This is a genomic window from Turicibacter sp. St.80E1, from assembly GCF_059728495.1.
Map to the genome: position 1 here is coordinate 802,895 of NZ_AP039386.1, position 17,365 is coordinate 820,259.

Consider the following 17,365-nt stretch of genomic DNA (forward strand, 5'->3'; position numbering starts at 1 on the left):
ATTTAATCGGCTAGTTGTTTGCAGAAGCCGTGTTTAACGGGAATTAGAATCAGCCATATTATAGGAAAAGAAATAAGAGGTGAGAGGATGAGTATTCGTTTTATTATAGGACGATCGGGTGTTGGAAAAACCCGTGTTATTTTAGATGAAATAAAACAGGCCTGCGATGAGTTACCTCAAGGTGACCCCATTTATGTGTTAATTCCTGACCAAATGTCATTTCATATGGAATATCAATTATTAAAACAAAGTCGATATCCGAGCCTGATGCGCGTACAGGGACTTAGTTTTAATCGTTTTGCATATCGTATTTTACAGGAAACAGGCGGGTTAAGCCGATATCATTTAGATGAGGTAGGGCTAGCGATTTTACTGCAAAAAGTCATGACGGAAAAGAAGGATGATCTTGCATTATTTCCGTATTATGCAAATAAACCGGGCTTTATTAATAAAATTAGTGAAATGATTTCAGAATTTAAGAGTTATTGTGTAAGCCCGTCTCAGCTATTTGCTTGTGCTAACGAGTTAAAGGAAGGGATTAATGGCTCACTTCAATCGTTAAAAAAAATTCATGACTTAGCGATTTTATATGAAAACTTTGAACATGTCTCATGGAATAAATATTTAATGAGCGAGGATTATTATACGCTTTTAAGCGAGCAAATTGCGAACAGCCAGACGGTTGCGACTAGCGATTTTTACGTGGACGGGTATCATATCTTTAATAAGCAGGAAGAACTCATTTTATTTCAACTGATGAAATATGCCAAGTCTGTCACGATTGTATTGACGCATGATCTAAATGATCAAAGCCTAGTGTTTGAGTTACCAAGACGTACGTTGCAACGTTTACAAGCAGGGGCGACTGAACGTGGACTTGATTATGAAATCGTTGAAATATCATCGAATGCCAAGTCTCGTTTTCATCAGTCGCCTGCACTTCAACATTTAGAACAGCATTTTTTACAAGCGCCTTTATCTCCTTCAAATGAAAAGGGGGTTTCCTTTTTTGCAGCAGCTAATCAACGTGTAGAGGTTGAAGAGGTTGCCAAAAGAATTTATCATCTCGTTCACAATGAAGGATATGCATATAGTGATCTTGCGATTTATACGGGGGACGCGGCTGCTTATGATGAATTAATCGCGGCTATTTTCCCCAAATTTGAAATTCCTATTTTCTTAGACTATAAAGAATCCATGCTTCATCATCCGTTGATGATGCTGATTTATCATATTTTTGATGTTATTTTATCACGTTGGCGTCATGATACGCTTTTTACGGTGATTAAAACGGGGCTCTTTATGAATGTTGAAGGATTTAAAAAGGGGCAGTCTTTTTATACCGCCTATCAAGCCTACCAACGCCAAGTGGATCAACTTGAAAACTATTGTTTAACAAGAAATTTAAAGAAGGCGGATTGGATCAGTGAAGAAGAATGGAATTATGATCGTTATCAGGGACTTGGGCGTGGTTACGTCAAAACGGACGACGATTTAGAGTTGGAACGACAAATCAACCAATTAAAGAATGAGATTAGTACGGCCATTTTATCACTTGAACACGCCTTTAAAGGAGCGAAAACGTATAAAGATTACGCGATCGCATTGTTCACCTTTTTAGAGGATTGCCACATTCCACAAAAATTAGCCCTATTTGAAGAGAGTGCGGAGGAACTTGGAGATTTGCAACTGTATAAGCGTCACGCCCAAGTTTGGAATAAACTTCTGTCTCTTTTTGAACAACTTGTGGAAATTGGGCAGGAGGAAACAGTAAGTTTAGATGATTTTGTGCCAATCTTTAAGGCCGGACTTGAAGAGATGGTTTATGCGACGGTACCTCCACGATTAGATCAAGTGGCAGTAGGTGAACTTCGTCGTTCTCGTTATCAATTGGTGGGGGATTTAAGCGACCCTTCCCAATACGGGATTAAACATGCATTTGTCCTTGGTGTGAACGAAGGGAAAATTCCTAAAACATTAACCGAAATTAGTCTATTGAGCGAGACTGAACGCGAGGCATTAAAATCGTTTGGAATTGAGCTTTCACCTAGTCTAATCCAGGCACAAGTAGATGAACAATTTATTTTATATACGGTTTTCACTTCCCCTAAACTTTCGTTAACGCTCTCTTATGCAACTAGTAATGATGAAGGAAAAGAATTTTTACCCTCATACATCTATACGCATTTAAAAAACATGTTTAAGGAGTCGGTTGAACAACACATCGGACGTGAATCGGAGGAAGATGTCTATGAACATCTAACGACCCACTCCCAAACAGTTGCACATTTAATTGCTGTATTAAAACAGGATGCCAGCCAGCGAGCGTATTATGAACCGTTATTGAATTATTATAAAGAGAAGCAACCGTTAATCTATCAGACGATTATGAATATTTTGAATTACCAAAATGATGTGGTTTCATTAGATGAGCAACTAACCAAACAATTGTATAGTGAGGAAATTGTAGCTAGTGTTTCACGACTAGAGTTATTTAATCAATGTGAGTTTGCCCATTATTTACGATATGGATTACGTTTAAAAGAGCGTCCGACGTATCAATTGGATTTACCTCATATTGGGGAACTTTATCATGAAGCATTAAAGAGAATATCTGAAATGATAAAAAGAGAAAATCGCTCATTTTCCGACTTAAGTGTTCAGGAATGTCAGACGTTAGCTCGCTTAGTAGCAGATGAATTAAGTGAACAATTACTCTATAGGGTTTTACGTCAAAGTAAACGAATGATGAAGTTAACGGAACGATTGACTCAAGTTGTGTCTAAAACCTTGCTAGGCTTAAAGTATCAAGGCCAACATAGTTTATTTAAACCGCTATTTTTTGAATTACCATTTGATGTTCATGGGACATCTGGGATTCATCTGAAGGCACGGGAGTTACCTCATGGGTTTAGATTATCATTAAAAGGGGTTATTGACCGCGTGGATGTTGCTAAAAATGAAGCGGGGGACCGTGCCTATTTAAGGATTATTGATTATAAATCAAGTGATAAAGAATTAGAATTGGATAAAGTGTACTATGGATTGAGCCTCCAGTTATTAACTTATTTAGATATCGTGGTTTCAAATGCCTTGCAATTGATTGATTTACCAGCTGAGGTCGGGGGACTGCTTTATTTTCACGTCCATCGGCCATTTATTAGTCATGATATAGATGATTTACTGCGTCAGGAAGCCTATGAACAAAAGGTAGAGCAATTACAGTATGAAAAATATAAAATGAATGGCTATTTACCTGAGGACTATGATGTTGTACATCTCAGTGATCAACGGTTAGGGGAGCAAAGTAAAAGTGATATTGTTCCGATTACGTTAAAGAAAGATGGGAGTTTTTCATCCCGAGGTAATGCTATTTTAGCGAATGATTCACTTCAGTTGTTACGCAAGTATACGAACCAAATGATTGAGGACTCAGCGATCAAGATTACAAAGGGCCATTTAAAAATTAATCCGACGAAACACGGATCAAAGACGGCGTGTGATTACTGTCAATATCGAGGGATTTGCCAATTTGATTTAGACTTTGTTGGAAATGAGTGGCGTGTATTACCTAAAATGAAGACCGAGGTTGCCCTAGAGGCAATGAAGTGTCGATTAGAGGATGGAGGACCGGGTGATGATGAGTAATTTACCAAAGAAGCCTCAAGATGCCATTTGGAATGATGAGCAATGGCAAGCGATTTATGAAAAGGGGCATGATTTATTAATTTCAGCAGGTGCTGGCTCAGGTAAAACAGCAGTATTAGTCGAGCGGATGATTCAGAAGATTTTAATTGATCAGATTAATATTGATGAACTATTAGTTCTAACCTTTACTGAAGCGGCCGCTGCTGAAATGAAGCAACGGATTCGTTCGCGGATTGAGCAGGAACTGGCACTCCATCCGCATGATGTGTTATTAGCAACTCAATTAAATAAGATTGCATCGGCTAATATTTCAACCTTTCATGCTTTTTGTAATAAGTTGATTCGAAAATATTATTATTTGTTACAACTGGATCCTGTTTTTAAGATTGCGGATGATATTGAAGTAGGAATCTTGCAAGATGATGTGATTGAGGCGCTATTTGATGAGTTAGCGGAACAAGACGATGAAGCGTATGTGCAATTAAGTGAGAGTTTTAATAGTGATCGAGATGATGAAGCATTAAAGACGATGGTTTTAAAAGTTTATGAACTCGCTCGATCAAATCCTCATATGGAGCAGTGGCTTAAGGAATTGCCTGACTTATATCAGTGGGAGGGCGATGACTTAAGCACGTGGGGGTATTATCAGCAATTAAATCACCTGATGTCACCTGTTATTGATGAGGCATTATTAGATTTGAAAAAGGCATATGCGTTTGCGCAAGATGCGGAAGTGATGGGCGTGGCACATAAATATCCAACCGATGTTTATCCGCAAGACCTTGAATACTTAAATCGTTTAAAAGAGGGAGCCCAGGCGACGTATGCTGAGTTACGCGAGGCGTTTAAGGGAACAAAGTTAGCTACTTTCCCAAGGTTTAATGCGAAGCAATATGATAAAGAGGCACATGAGCAAAGTAAAAAGGCCCGCGATGCCTTTAAAAAGAGAATTGGCAAACTCGAAGAAAAATATTTTGTATATACGAATGAAACACATCATCAACATTTTAAAGCGAGCCAAGCCCTTGTCATCGCCCTATCAAAACTCGTCTTTTTATTTCATGAACGTTTTATGAAAGCCAAACATGAGCGACAAATGTTAGATTTTTCTGATTTAGAATGGAACACTCTCCAATTATTAACGGATCGTGGGAAGCCAACAGAAGTTGCCAAAGAAGTGTATCGCCAATTTAAAGAAATTATGATTGATGAATATCAAGATACAAATTCGATGCAGGAATATATTATTCATTCAATTGCAAGTGTCGCTAAACCAAAGATTCCTATCTTTATGGTAGGGGATGTGAAGCAATCAATCTATCGCTTCCGTTTAGCCGAACCAGGTATTTTTCAAGAAAAATATCATCGATTTTCTACTCCTCAACCAGATGGAAATAAAATAGACTTGATGAAAAATTACCGTTCACATCAACAAGTGATAGACGCTACTAATTATGTTTTTACGCAGGTCATGGACGAAGAAGTGGGTGAAATTGCTTATGATGAAGCAGCTCAATTAAAGCTTGGGGTTTTAAATGAAGCGAATGATGCGTTTAATAAAAGTGAGATTCATTTAATTGATAAACCTCAATTTGATGAGGAAAGCGACGTGGATTTAAGTGCGGTGGAAGTGGAGGCTCATCATATTGCTCGATTAATTTTACAGTGGATGAGCCAAGGGCAAGAAATTTATGATCGCAAAAAGGGAAGTTATCGCCCTTTAAAATATCAGGATATCGTTATTTTAATGCGATCGTTAGGAAGTGTGACGATTTTTCAAGATGTGTTTAGGAGCTATCATATTCCATTATTTACGGAGCAAAACACAGATCTTTTTGAGTCTATAGAAATTATTAATTTAGTTTCCTGCTTAAAGGTAATTGATAATCCTTATCAAGATATTCCACTCGCTGGATTGATGCGTTCGCCACTCTTTTTCTTTAGTGAGCGGGAATTATCGATGATTCGGGTGTTTAGTAAGGCGACCTCTTTTTATGATCTTGTCCGTCACTATGCTAAAGAGGGAGAGGATTCCCTGTTAAAAGAAAAGGCGAATCATTTTGTTCAATGTGTGGAGCAATGGAGGTTTAAGTCGAAGACGATGCCCCTTTCGCAATTGATTACGCTTGTTTATGAGCAAACGTTGTATTATGAATTTGTCTTAGGGCTTCCTCACGGATATTTAAGAAGAGCCAATTTGGATGTCTTTGTAGATAAGGCACGAATGTATGAGACGACAACGAAAAAAGGTGTCTACGGCTTTGTTCGGTATATTGAACGGATGCAATCTTTAGGAAAACATTTCGCAAAGGCAAAAACCGTGACGGCTACGGAAGATGTGGTTCGTGTGATGTCGATTCATAAGTCCAAAGGATTAGAGTTTCCAGTTGTTTTTGTTTCTCAAATTCATAAAACGTTTAACCGCCAAGATGAACTCGGAAATTACTTAGTTCACAAAAACTACGGAGTCGCTGTGAAATATATCGATCCTCATCTTCGTCTTAAACAAAAGACGATGGCCCAAAATATTGTGGGAGCGATGATTCATAAAGAAATGTTAGCCGAGGAGATGCGACTGCTCTATGTTGCGATGACACGAGCCCAATCGAAGCTTATTTTTACAGGTGTTTTTGACGTAAAAAAAAAATTAGCTTCGATGAGTGAGATCGTGATGCAGTCAGGGGATCGACTGCCTATGACAGCTAGAATGCAGGCTAAAAGTTACGGAGATTGGTTGATTCCAGCGGTTCTTCGCCACCGGGATTCAAAGGAAATTAGTGCTATATATTGCGAACAACAACCGTTATGGATTGATGATTCTAGTGAATGGGAGATACGTGTCGTATCCGCATACGAGGAATTGAATGAGACGGATGTGAATGATCAACATCATGGAGTGACACCACCGGTCATTGATTTTGAAAAGGTGTTTCAACGCCAATATCCTTATCAATCTCTTGTAGAAATCCAAGCGAAGCAATCCGTTTCCCAAAGAAAGGAAGAGGAAACAACCCCATTGATAAAGGGCGTACCAGAAGTGAAACGTGCGGTAGCCTATGATCGGCCATCTTTTATGAAGGAAAAGCAAGTAAGTGGACCTGAGGCAGGGACGGCATTGCACCAGTTTATGCAACATTTACCGATTCGTCTAGATTATACGTTAGCGGATTTAATGGAGATGAAACAACGGGTGATTGAGAAGGAAATGATGACCCCGCTAATGGCTGATAAAATTGACCTACACCACGTCTTGGAATTTACGAAGAGTGCGTTGTATCACCGGTTAGCCCAGGCGATCACCATTAAAAAAGAAGTTCCCTTTATGACCTTAATTCAATTGACGGAAGATAAAGGGTCACAAGTTTTATTACAAGGGGTTATTGATTTACTAGCAGAATTTGAGGATGAAGTTTTAATTATTGACTATAAGACAGATTACGTGCGTGATTTTAAGGAGCAATATGAAGAACTAAAAGAGCGTTACACTGTTCAGATGAAATATTACTCAAAAGCCATTAAAGAAATTTATCCCACTAAAACAGTGTCGTGTTATGTTTATTTCCTTAAAGTTCAAGAAGCCATCGTTTATGCTTAGAACGAAAAAAAGGCTCATTTCCTCTATGAGAAATGAGCCTTTTTTTAATCATCAAATTTAACATTATCTTTAATATACGCTTTTGTTTTTAAATATAACGTTCGTTCATGGTAATCGACTTCATTATGTTTGATTTTGATGCCTTCAATATAGGACGCTAGAACAATTCCAAATAAAATCATGTAGGAAAGTGAAGAGCTTCCTCCATAACTAATAAAAGGAAGGGTAATTCCGGTAATCGGAAGAAGACCGATGGTCATCCCAATATTTTGGATTTGTTGGAAAAATAGCATTCCAAAGATTCCAATACAAACGTAACTATTGTAATGTCCGCGGTTAAGCGTTGCTGTATTTAAGATTTCGTAGTCAAATAGACCGCATAAAGTAATGGTAATAAGCGTTCCGATTAATCCGAAATCCATTCCAATGACGGCGAAAATGAAATCGGTGTGGGCTTCAGGGAAATAGACATGGGCACTTTGAAATCCATTTCCAATGAGGTTTCCAGACCCGATGGCGAGTAATCCCTTAGCCAGTTGCATCCCGTCTTTATCCATCGTTCCAAACGGATCAAACCAACCGAAGAAACGACTTAATTTATAGGCATCGATTCCGAGTGTTCCGGTTAAAAATTCAGGAAAGACCCCAACGAGTAAAATGAAGGTTGCAATGAGCACGATCACGATGCCTCCGACAGTTAAAATGTAACGCCATTGAATGCCAGAAGAAAATATCATGATGGCAATGAAGAAAAGGATAATCATGGTTACCCCTGAATCGGGTTGGATGAAAATTAAGATAGATGGGGGTAAAATAGCCGCCATAATTTTCATCAATAAATTTAAATCTGTTTTGAAGGTTCGCCTAATATGTGGGTACCGTTCATTGTGACGTTGGATAATATCTGCCACGACGAGAACAAGCCCGATTTTCATAAACTCCGAAGGTTGGATTGTCCCTAACCCTCCTGGAAGCTCGTACCAAGAAACGGCTCCATTTAAATCTTTAACGAAGGGAATCGGAAGGTGGAGCTTTTTATAGGCGAAAAGTCCAAGAAGCGGAATCATCCAAAAACCGTAGATCCACCACCGAAGGGCGCGAATTCGTTCAATACCAATGATGATAATAAATACCGCGATAACGGCCCCAATTCCAATAAAGAGTAATTGCTTAAACGCATTATTATCATGCGTAGCCGCATAATTAATTTTAAAAAGTGGGGAGGCCGATTGGATGGCAACCACCCCAATTCCGATAATTAAAATTAAGTAAACAATAATGGGATTATAAAATAAAACTTTAAACTTGTTTAAAATATTTCTCACGTTTATCACCTATTACGTCAAGATATCATGTCTATTTTATCAGATAATATGAGAAAAGATAAGCCATTGAGATGATTTTTTAGGGAGGCGCGCGTTTCCTCTTGATGATTAGAGGAGCAAACGATTGATGTAAGCGACTTAAGTTAAGGACGAAGTCGTCATCTTTCGAAGGTCATGGTGCTCTTTGTAGGAGGAGTTTGTTCGGGATTAAAAGAGTCGGCTCTTTTTTTGGAATCGTTTTAATCTCTTCAAACAACGGGAGAAGTCTTCAAAAGCTGCGCCTTCTTTTTTTGAGAAGATGGGAGTGACCGCTTCAAAATGTGCTGCATAGATTATAGTAGGTTAACGTAAGGGAGGTTTGTTTAATATGGCAAAATCAAATGAAAGGGGACCCTTATTATTTGTTGATACGACGTATAAAGGATGTAGGGTTACAGAGCAAAGCTTTTTTAAAACGCCCACTCAAAAACCAAAAGATATCGTGGCCGAAAATTATGTACATAGTTTTGATCGCTTAGAGGAGAGTCATTTTCAGGCGCTTGTTCCAAAGGAAGATGATATGCAGGAAAATACATATGAGGAATCTGTGGTCGAGTCGGATGATTGTCCCTATGAAACGGTCAATATTGTTGTTAATTATCATCAAGAACCTGCAAAAGTGTCAGAGGAAAGTGAATCAACTTCATGCCCTGTGCCAAAAGTAGAGGCGAGTGAACCTCAGATTGAGGTTGAAGGCGTGGCTGTAGATTCAACGGAAGAGATGGAGGAGCGAGTGGTAGAGATTGTTGATCAGGTGGTAGAGGAGAGTCCATCAGAGGTCACTTTAGAGGATGAAGGGGCTAATGACGTGCAAGATCCACAAGATGCCGTTGTTGAGTTAGATGAGAAGCAACAAGAACTTTTAACATTTATTCAAGAATTAACTAATCGTCCGTTATTGATGAAGGCACCTATCGTTCAGATTGTAAAAAAAGATGGGAGTTTAAAATCAGGGATGATTGAGCTAAAAGATGATCGACATATTACGATTGATAATCTCAAAGATGAAATCGAGGTCATTTCTGTGGCAGAGATTGAAGGTATTCGTATTCTACATCTTTAAGGGGAAAATTAATATGAAATTTCTTGAAGATGCCGTTAACTAATATCATAGTAGCATTATTGACAGGGAGATAATTGAATGTTATGAAGATGTTTTTTTTACGACATCTGTTGAAAAAGTAGAAGTTAACTCTGACATAGAGTATGTTTTTTTCAACATGACGAATTGTTAATACAAATGCGATAGTTTCTCATGAAATAGCTCGATTCCCTACTAAATGTGGATGTCACTGCGTGGGTAGGTGACTCATGAAGTTTTCCAACCTAAACATTTTCGTGGTCGATGATTAATGAGGCAGAGTGCCTCATTAATTTCTTCATCACTGACTCTTGTTAAGATGAATAGGCATCTACGAAGTAAACAGGAACCTTTAAGTCAACTTCTACTTTGGAATAATAAGCAAACTCTTTTCCTCGATCAAACCGTATAGGTTTTAAAGGTGTCTTTAGGAAAGAGTTCATATAACTCACTAATCGCTCGATACATTTCTGAATCCGAGCGATTTTCTATTTTTATAGTCACATAAAAGCGTGTTTGACGTTCAGCAAAGGTGGCTAAACAATCTTTACTTTTACCATGACTTGAAACAACCATATCAAGTTCCCAGTGTCCCAATGTATGACGTTTGTTTACCTCTTTGGGACGCTGATGAATCGAGGTTCTAATGTTAAGTCGTCCACGTGTTTCTCGTGGTTTTCGACGCTTTCCTTTTTGCCCTAAACAACTTAAATCTCCTAATAAAATCGTTCCATCCTAAATCCAACGATAAATAGTTTTAAATGAAATAACAATCTTTAAAACCTTATTAGGAATTTGTTCGGGTGACCAAGTTAGCTCTAGATATTTTTGAATGGTTTCCATCAGTTGTTCTGATTTCAACTCTTTATTTAGATCTGAAAATTTAATGGATAAGCTAATCAAGTTTTAAATAAAAAGTAGCAAGTGATTTTTATCACTTGCTACTTTTTTTATATGTTTTATAAAAAATACTTGTTTTTTCTTACTGCACGCATTATAACGTATTTAGGAGGTGAGGAAATGCTAGATAAAATAAAAGAGTGTAGCGAAAATTTTTATAACTTCGCCACACCCATAAGTCCAATAATAGTTGCTTCCATCGCATATAAAGCAACTGTTAACAAACCCAAGCGAAATAAAAAACGCTAAGGTTTAAGAGGGTGATTAGGTCCACCCTCTTCCTATTATAACATCTAGCAGAATAATATGTTAAGAATTTGTTTAATTATATTAATGGCAATTTTATTAATGTTTAAGAAAACGTATTTTAGTGGAATTTTATTACTCTTTTTTATACTTTATTATTTTAGAAAGGATAATTCAAATGAAAATAACTAAACAAACTAAAGCTAATAAACGTTAGGAAGCTAAAAATAAGGAGTATTCAAATTATCTAAAACAACGGCCGGTGTCACGATCATTGATTAAAAATAAAGCGACACAAGAAGATATTGAAGAGTTCCAAATTCATTTAAGGGAACGCGAGCAAAAGATACGAGGTTTTTAGTATAAAAATAAATTTATATAAAATAAAGTGAAATAGATAACAGATGAGGTTTAAAAGGGGGTGAATCCAGTCTTGGATTTATCCCTTTTTTTAACTTTAAATGTTAGAGGGGAATTGAACAAGGGGATGATTATTCAAAAAGGGTCTTAACCTTTACGTTTAAGACCCTCTCTAACCATCTATTTTTTATAAACGCGCACAATCGCAAACTTCTAAATTAAGGAAGACATCGTCAAGACATTGAATGGCAATGAAATCATTCAAATTAACGATGAGACAAGTGCGCGTTGGAACTAATTCATCATGATGATGTTCGCAACAATCGTCAAATTCGAATCCTTCGCTCATACAACCAGGGTGTTTTCTTGCTAAAGCTCTTAATGTGGCGCAATTTCCGCAGACATCTTCAACTCGAAAGATAGGAAGTGGCGCTTGTGGGCTATCTGTTAAGAAGGCCGGTTTAAATGCCTCCCCATTTTTAAGATAGAGAATAAATGGACGGGTATTCGCCCGTGAAGTTTCTCCTAAAACAGGGTTATTGCAACGATTGCAACCAATTTCAGTAGGAACAACAGCTTGTTGTAATCGATTAATGAAGCGCACAGTGTCTGCGACACAATTTGCATATTTGGTATTTGAGTTCGTATTTGTGGATGAAGTACTGCATTCACAACTCATATAATCACCTCCAGGTACACTATTACTTTATGTGAGATAAAGGGCAACGTTTAGTTAAAAAACCCAAAATAGTTGATTAAATTCCTTCTTGTAATTGCTAAATTTAGGTTTATTTTTAAAAAGTTGGTACATACTAAGAAAGATTTGAAAAGGGGTGAATGTCAGATGCAAAAAGTATTAGTCCCAGTTGGGGTAGCCACTTTACTTGGTTGCGGTGTATTTTTTTACTCGTATATGATGAGTGATGAAATGGTGTTAAGAAGGCTTGGTTATGATCACTCACTAATTCAGGAGTTGAAGGAAAATCATCCTCAGTTAGTTCAAGATTTAATTGATGATCATCGAAGCAGCAAAGATTTAGAAAAGTATTTAGAAGTTTCAGGGTTTAATTACGACTGCTATGATTCTTATGTCGAGCTTTCTAAACATTATAAAGATCTTGAGACCAATGAGGTTGTTTATTTAGCAACCTTTTTAGACCATGTATTTTTTCCAACATTACTTCAACAGGGTTATGAAGAGGATGTTATTAAAGGTTGGTTTTCCGATCCGCAGTTTAAAACTTATGTGGAGTCAGTGGACGTATTGACCCTCAATCGATTATTAAATTATGCGCAGGAAACGAAAAAAGATATGATGACATTACTTGGCTATGTCGCCTATGAGAAGGAGAATGCGACACTTAAGCCAACCGAAGTTGTGGCGATGGTCGATGAATACCAAGATGTTGTCTTACCTGGATTGAAGGAAAAAGGGTATGCGGCTGAGGAAGTAGAGAAGTTATTTCAAAAGTTCGGATTAGTTAATTTGAAGGCGCTCATGGAAACTGAGATTAAACCTGAGCAGGCCCTTGAGTTAATGAAGTCAAGTAGCTTTGATCCCTCTCGTTTTTCTATTTATGATGAAATTTTAAGTTTAGAGAAAAATTATTCGGTGACCTATGCCCTACAATACGCTAAGTATCCTAATGTTAAATCAAATTTCTATCAGGATATTGTTCAAACGCCAAATGTTGATAGCCTACTTGTTTTGGTCAATCAAAACTATCAACTTGCCGCTAATTATACGCCTACTGATTTTGTTCCGGTAGAGGTCCCGTTAACTGAACACTCCTTAGTGAATACGAATTACTTACGTCGTGACGCTGCTGATGCAACCGAATTACTCTTTGCAAAGGCGAAAGAAGCGGGGTATGATTTAGTCTTACGAAACGGATATATTTCATATGAGGTCCAAAAAAACCTTTACGATCAAGATGTTTATGAAATGGGGCTTGAATACGCGGATTCCTTTAATAGTCGTGCTGGTCATAGCGAACATCAAACCGGATTGGCGATTGATATTACGACACCAACGATTAATAATGAACTTTCCCTTGAATTTGCGAATACCGACGAAGGAAAGTGGGTACTAGAACACGCGCATGAATATGGATTTATCCTTCGTTATCCGGAAAATCGGGAATCCGAGGTGGGTTATTTTTATGAACCTTATCATCTTCGCTATGTAGGTGTTGAAGTAGCGACTGAAATCCATGATAAAGATTGGACGCTTGAAGACTATATCTTAAATTATGGAATACTTGATCAATCAAATTCAAACGAAGAGGATGAAAATAACGACGACGCTGCCGTTGATCGTAAAGATAAACAGGACGATAAACAAGACCAAGATAAAGAAAATGTTCCAAATCAACAGGAGTCAGAAAATTCACCGGCGGACAAAGCAGACGATCAACAAGATTCCTCAGCTAAACCAAAAGAGGATGAATCCGAGTTAGGTGATAACGAAGATGTATCGGGTGAGTCGTCCCGTGAGGGTGATGATTCAGTAGATGAACGGAATCATCCGAAAGAGGAAACTCCCTCTGAGGAAACACCAGATAAAAGTCAAGCTATACAAGAAGATGACGATTTGAATAGTCAGGAAAAATACGAATTGTAGCCAACAAAAGGGAAAAAGAGTGCGCATTTGCACTCTTTTTTATTTCCCAAAAACAACACTGATTTTGTCGGGAAATAGATGTCGCATCACGGTAATTGAAAAACATGTCGGGAAATGTTGTGTCGATATTTATCGCCAATGAGTGGTGCTGGGAAATAACTAAAAATAGCGTGTCGAAAAGTTAGGAAATAAAAGGAGGGGGAGGAAATATCTCTTTTTAGAAAAAGAGGGGGAATCATGTTTTTTAGTCCATGAACGATGAAAGAAGACGGCCCTAAGATGCGTGTGAAAAAATAAAAAGGCTCCTATAAATGTAGGAACCTTTTTTATCATAAGATGATCACCAATTATTCGCCTCTTAAAATGGAGAGGAATTCATTTTCGGTTAAAAAAAGAATGTCTTGTCCGTGGTAAACAAGCGTGATTGCCTTTTTTAGTTTAGTAGTCATTTCCTCAGGGGATAATTCATATATTTTTTGTCCCCCAGTTATAAGAATATTTGTCTTTTTGGTAACGGAACTCCCCACCGTCCCTCCAAGGTGACTGATGATAGCAATTGCCTCCGCTCTCGTCATAGACTGGAGGGGACCAGTGATGACAACGGTTTGATGTTTGAAAAAATCAGTTTGGCTGTTGAAAAGAGAGGAAGTAACTGAATGGGGTGAGGCTTGAGAGGTTACCATCGATTTTCCCCTTTTAGGTGCTTGGTATCCTTTTTCAAATACAGATCCTGGGGTGATACCGACGTGTTGAAAGAGTGCCCTGATGGAAGGAGACCCTAACTCTTTGTTGACTGTTAATAAAAGGGTTGCACAGGCTAGGGCATCGGCTAGTGCGTGATGGTGATTAAAGGCAATGCCTAGGTGGTGACTGACCGTGTTTAGCTTTGCATTTTCAAGAAGGGGAAAGTAATTTCGACAGAGTAGCATGCTACAACTATAGTCAAAATGAGGAAAGGGAATGTGGTAGAGATCAAGGGTAGCCCTTAAGACGCCCATATCAAATGAGGCGTTATGTGCCACAATAAACTGATGCTCAAATAAATCTTTAATCTCGGGCCAAAGCTCATTAAATTCCTTTTCATTTTTAACATCGGTTGCCCGTAGGCCGTGAATTCGAGTGTTCATAGGGGCGAAGCGTAATTCTTTCGGTTTGATTAAGTAATAGCGTTTGTCGACGATTTGGCTGTTTTTCACGACGACAAGTCCAAGGGAACAGGCACTGGCCCGTTTTTCATTGGCGGTTTCAAAGTCAATAGCGACAAAGTTCATAATATTCTCCTTTATATTTCCATCTTTGTATGAAAAGAGGGGATCGTTTAGAGATTAACATAAATGAAAGGAAAGTCATAGAAGAAATATCAGGGATTAAAGAGGGAGGGTTCCTGATGATGTTCATTGAATAATATAAAGGACCCCTTCATATATTGGATAACAATCAATGGGTGGAGGGATGTTCAGTGGAACGCGTGAGTGGACGAAGGGTTTATAGTTTAGGAAAGAAGGAAGTACAGTTATCACCTAATGAAAGAAAAATGGGATATTTTTATGAAATGGTGTCGCCTATTCAAAAACGTGCGACTTTACATACCATTTTATTAATCGATGGTTCTTCCTTAATGGCCGCGCACTTAGAGGACCTTAAGGACCTAGTGACGGAAACGGTTAAGTCAATTGGAAAAAAACACAAACTCTCCCTTCTGTTATTTGGTGGGGAAGGTGAACTGATTGGGTTAATTGAACAGGCCACCCTCGAAGAACCACAACAAATAATTGATCAGTTGCATCGACAGTTAGAGGAATGTTGTGGAGACGGGGAATGCGTTTTATCTGAGGCTCTAGCAGAAGTTTTTTTATGGGCAACCCAAAGAAGCAGTTTCGAAAAGATGCAGGTTATTATTGTCACGACAGGACATCTTTATTCGAAACGGTACCCGCTTTCGATAGAATGGTCGCGTTGTTATGGTTGGATGTTAGATTTGTTTTCTCATCATGTGATGACTTACGTTGTAGGAATGGGGAACTGTTATCTTCCCTTTTTAGTTCGCCTTGCTAAAACGGGGCAAACGGGGGATTTTTATCCTTACTGTGAGGCCATTCGCTATCGTCGCCGGTTAAAACGGTGGATTTCTTGTTTGAAAACGCAGGAAAATCGCCAGTGGGTCATTGAAAATCAAGATTATTTTTTAATGGGACAGACGAACCGGGTTCGCCATCCTAAACGGATTGAGCAGGTCTCACAACTTATTGTTACGTTTGATGGAGCGCTTAGTTTAGAGGGGGAGCTTATAAAAATAAATCCTTCAGTCATCTCCGAATCTATGGAGGAACAGTTTCGTTTAGCATATAGTTACTATCTACTCAAACACCGTTTTATTCATGAGGCGAGCCAGTTATTGCGCGAAACTTCCTTGTTCTCTGTTGTTTACGAAGGATATTCAGTGAATGAACTAAAGCAAAGCTTGGTATATCTTGATGAAGGAGCCAGTCGCCATCAAATCAGCGATTCGTTAAATTCAAGGTTTTCTGTATTTGATGTGTTAAAGCGGCTATTAGACGATCCGTTTACCCAACTTTATTATCGAGCTGAACGTCCTTTGGTCGTCTCTGACAGTCGAAATGATCTCTGTTTTACCGCCTCCTTTTTAGGAAAACCTGCCCGGGTTGTTACGGTTAAGGCGAGTCAAACAAAAATGAACGTGTATTTTACGGTTAAACTGTGCGGAGTCGTACAAAAAAATCATCGGGATGCAAAGCGGGAGGCTTATGTTTACCGGACGTATGATTTAATTAAGAATGGTGAACTTGTTCAGAAGACCTTGACCTGTCGGCTATCGCATAAATTGAGACAGGAATTAAAACAGAACGGCATCTTTCTAAAACCATGCCCATTCGATGCCTCCTTAGATGAGATTGATTTATCTTGCTTAAAGTTAACCCATTTTCAAATCATTCCACCAGATGCATCAGAGAAAATAGCGAAAGGACTTTATGAATTAGAGGTTTTATCGACTAAAGAAACTTTATTAAAATGTCTGCGCCAGCATCAACCAGAATACTCAGAAAAAAGAGCTGGTTATAAAGGGGGAGGAAGCCGGGAATATCGCGTGAATGGTGAGGGAGTGTTTATACCGGCTAGAGTTGAAGCGGCGACGTTGAAGATGAAGGGATATGAAGGCGATGTGATTTGCTGGGGAATTGAAAATTTTAATAGATATCAGGTGGCACAACGTTGTTATGAGGACATTTGTCAGACAATGCTTTTGACCTCAGAACCTATCCTGCATTTTTTGAATAGGGAAATTCAACGGGTAAGACAACGGCGATTAGGTTTGTCCAATGAAATTTATTTTTTTAGGATGCAAACGTTGTTGTGTGGGCAATCCATTTTTAATTTTGAAAAAAGAAATGAAAAAAAGAGACAACATCGGCGTTATGGGGCAATAAAACAATCATTCTCACAACAAAAAATAGGAGATCTTGTCGTTTTTGAGAATAAACAAGAGTTGTTTATAACATTCTAATAAGAGATGATGGTTAGAATAATTG

General features: G+C 38.2%; 9 protein-coding genes. 5 read left to right on the forward strand and 4 right to left on the reverse strand.

Translation table 11 applies throughout. From position 1 onward, the window contains the following. Nucleotides 1-87 precede the first annotated feature (87 nt). Nucleotides 88-3,648: a helicase-exonuclease AddAB subunit AddB gene (gene addB, locus AC6I0I_RS04015; protein ID WP_161830845.1), complete on the forward strand. Its 3,561-nt coding sequence runs from the start codon at nucleotides 88-90 to the stop codon at nucleotides 3,646-3,648. After that, nucleotides 3,638-7,243, forward strand: coding sequence for a helicase-exonuclease AddAB subunit AddA (gene addA, locus AC6I0I_RS04020; RefSeq protein ID WP_237658855.1), 3,606 nt, complete (start codon nucleotides 3,638-3,640; stop codon nucleotides 7,241-7,243). The genes addB and addA overlap by 11 nt, the downstream gene beginning before the upstream one ends. Nucleotides 7,244-7,287: 44 nt before the next feature. On the opposite strand, the gene AC6I0I_RS04025 is transcribed toward addA, so the two are convergent. Further along, on the reverse strand, nucleotides 7,288-8,568 hold the full coding sequence (locus AC6I0I_RS04025; protein WP_161830846.1) for an FtsW/RodA/SpoVE family cell cycle protein: 1,281 nt from the start codon (nucleotides 8,566-8,568) through the stop codon (nucleotides 7,288-7,290). A gap of 367 nt (nucleotides 8,569-8,935) precedes the next feature. Between AC6I0I_RS04025 and AC6I0I_RS04030 the strand changes: the two genes are divergently transcribed. Continuing rightward, complete coding sequence (locus AC6I0I_RS04030; RefSeq protein ID WP_161830847.1) at nucleotides 8,936-9,670, forward strand: hypothetical protein; 735 nt, start codon at nucleotides 8,936-8,938, stop codon at nucleotides 9,668-9,670. Nucleotides 9,671-10,087: 417 nt separating this feature from the next. Here the strand turns inward: AC6I0I_RS04030 and AC6I0I_RS04035 are convergent, their stop codons facing one another. Then, on the reverse strand, nucleotides 10,088-10,414 hold the full coding sequence (locus AC6I0I_RS04035) for an IS30 family transposase (protein ID WP_370512579.1): 327 nt from the start codon (nucleotides 10,412-10,414) through the stop codon (nucleotides 10,088-10,090). A gap of 967 nt (nucleotides 10,415-11,381) precedes the next feature. After that, nucleotides 11,382-11,873: a CotY/CotZ family spore coat protein gene (locus tag AC6I0I_RS04040; protein ID WP_161830848.1), complete on the reverse strand. Its 492-nt coding sequence runs from the start codon at nucleotides 11,871-11,873 to the stop codon at nucleotides 11,382-11,384. 165 nt (nucleotides 11,874-12,038) lie between these two features. Between AC6I0I_RS04040 and AC6I0I_RS04045 the strand changes: the two genes are divergently transcribed. Further along, nucleotides 12,039-13,817: a M15 family metallopeptidase gene (locus AC6I0I_RS04045; RefSeq protein ID WP_262953504.1), complete on the forward strand. Its 1,779-nt coding sequence runs from the start codon at nucleotides 12,039-12,041 to the stop codon at nucleotides 13,815-13,817. Nucleotides 13,818-14,164: 347 nt separating this feature from the next. On the opposite strand, the gene AC6I0I_RS04050 is transcribed toward AC6I0I_RS04045, so the two are convergent. Then, nucleotides 14,165-15,088 carry an exonuclease domain-containing protein gene (locus AC6I0I_RS04050; RefSeq protein ID WP_262953503.1) on the reverse strand — a complete coding sequence of 308 codons (924 nt, stop codon included), beginning with the start codon at nucleotides 15,086-15,088 and terminating at the stop codon, nucleotides 14,165-14,167. A gap of 188 nt (nucleotides 15,089-15,276) precedes the next feature. On the opposite strand from AC6I0I_RS04050, the gene AC6I0I_RS04055 reads away from it, so the two are divergent. Next, complete coding sequence (locus AC6I0I_RS04055; protein ID WP_161830851.1) at nucleotides 15,277-17,340, forward strand: vWA domain-containing protein; 2,064 nt, start codon at nucleotides 15,277-15,279, stop codon at nucleotides 17,338-17,340. Nucleotides 17,341-17,365 lie beyond the last annotated feature (25 nt).

Excerpts from the sequence above, each read along its gene's own strand:
- AC6I0I_RS04040 (WP_161830848.1), bottom strand. The coding sequence starts at position 11,873 with ATGAGTTGTGAATGCAGTACTTCATCCACAAATACGAACTCAAATACC.
- AC6I0I_RS04045 (WP_262953504.1), top strand. The coding sequence starts at position 12,039 with ATGCAAAAAGTATTAGTCCCAGTTGGGGTAGCCACTTTACTTGGTTGC.
- addA (WP_237658855.1), top strand. The coding sequence starts at position 3,638 with ATGATGAGTAATTTACCAAAGAAGCCTCAAGATGCCATTTGGAATGAT.
- addB (WP_161830845.1), top strand. The coding sequence starts at position 88 with ATGAGTATTCGTTTTATTATAGGACGATCGGGTGTTGGAAAAACCCGT.
- AC6I0I_RS04030 (WP_161830847.1), top strand. The coding sequence starts at position 8,936 with ATGGCAAAATCAAATGAAAGGGGACCCTTATTATTTGTTGATACGACG.
- AC6I0I_RS04050 (WP_262953503.1), bottom strand. The coding sequence starts at position 15,088 with ATGAACTTTGTCGCTATTGACTTTGAAACCGCCAATGAAAAACGGGCC.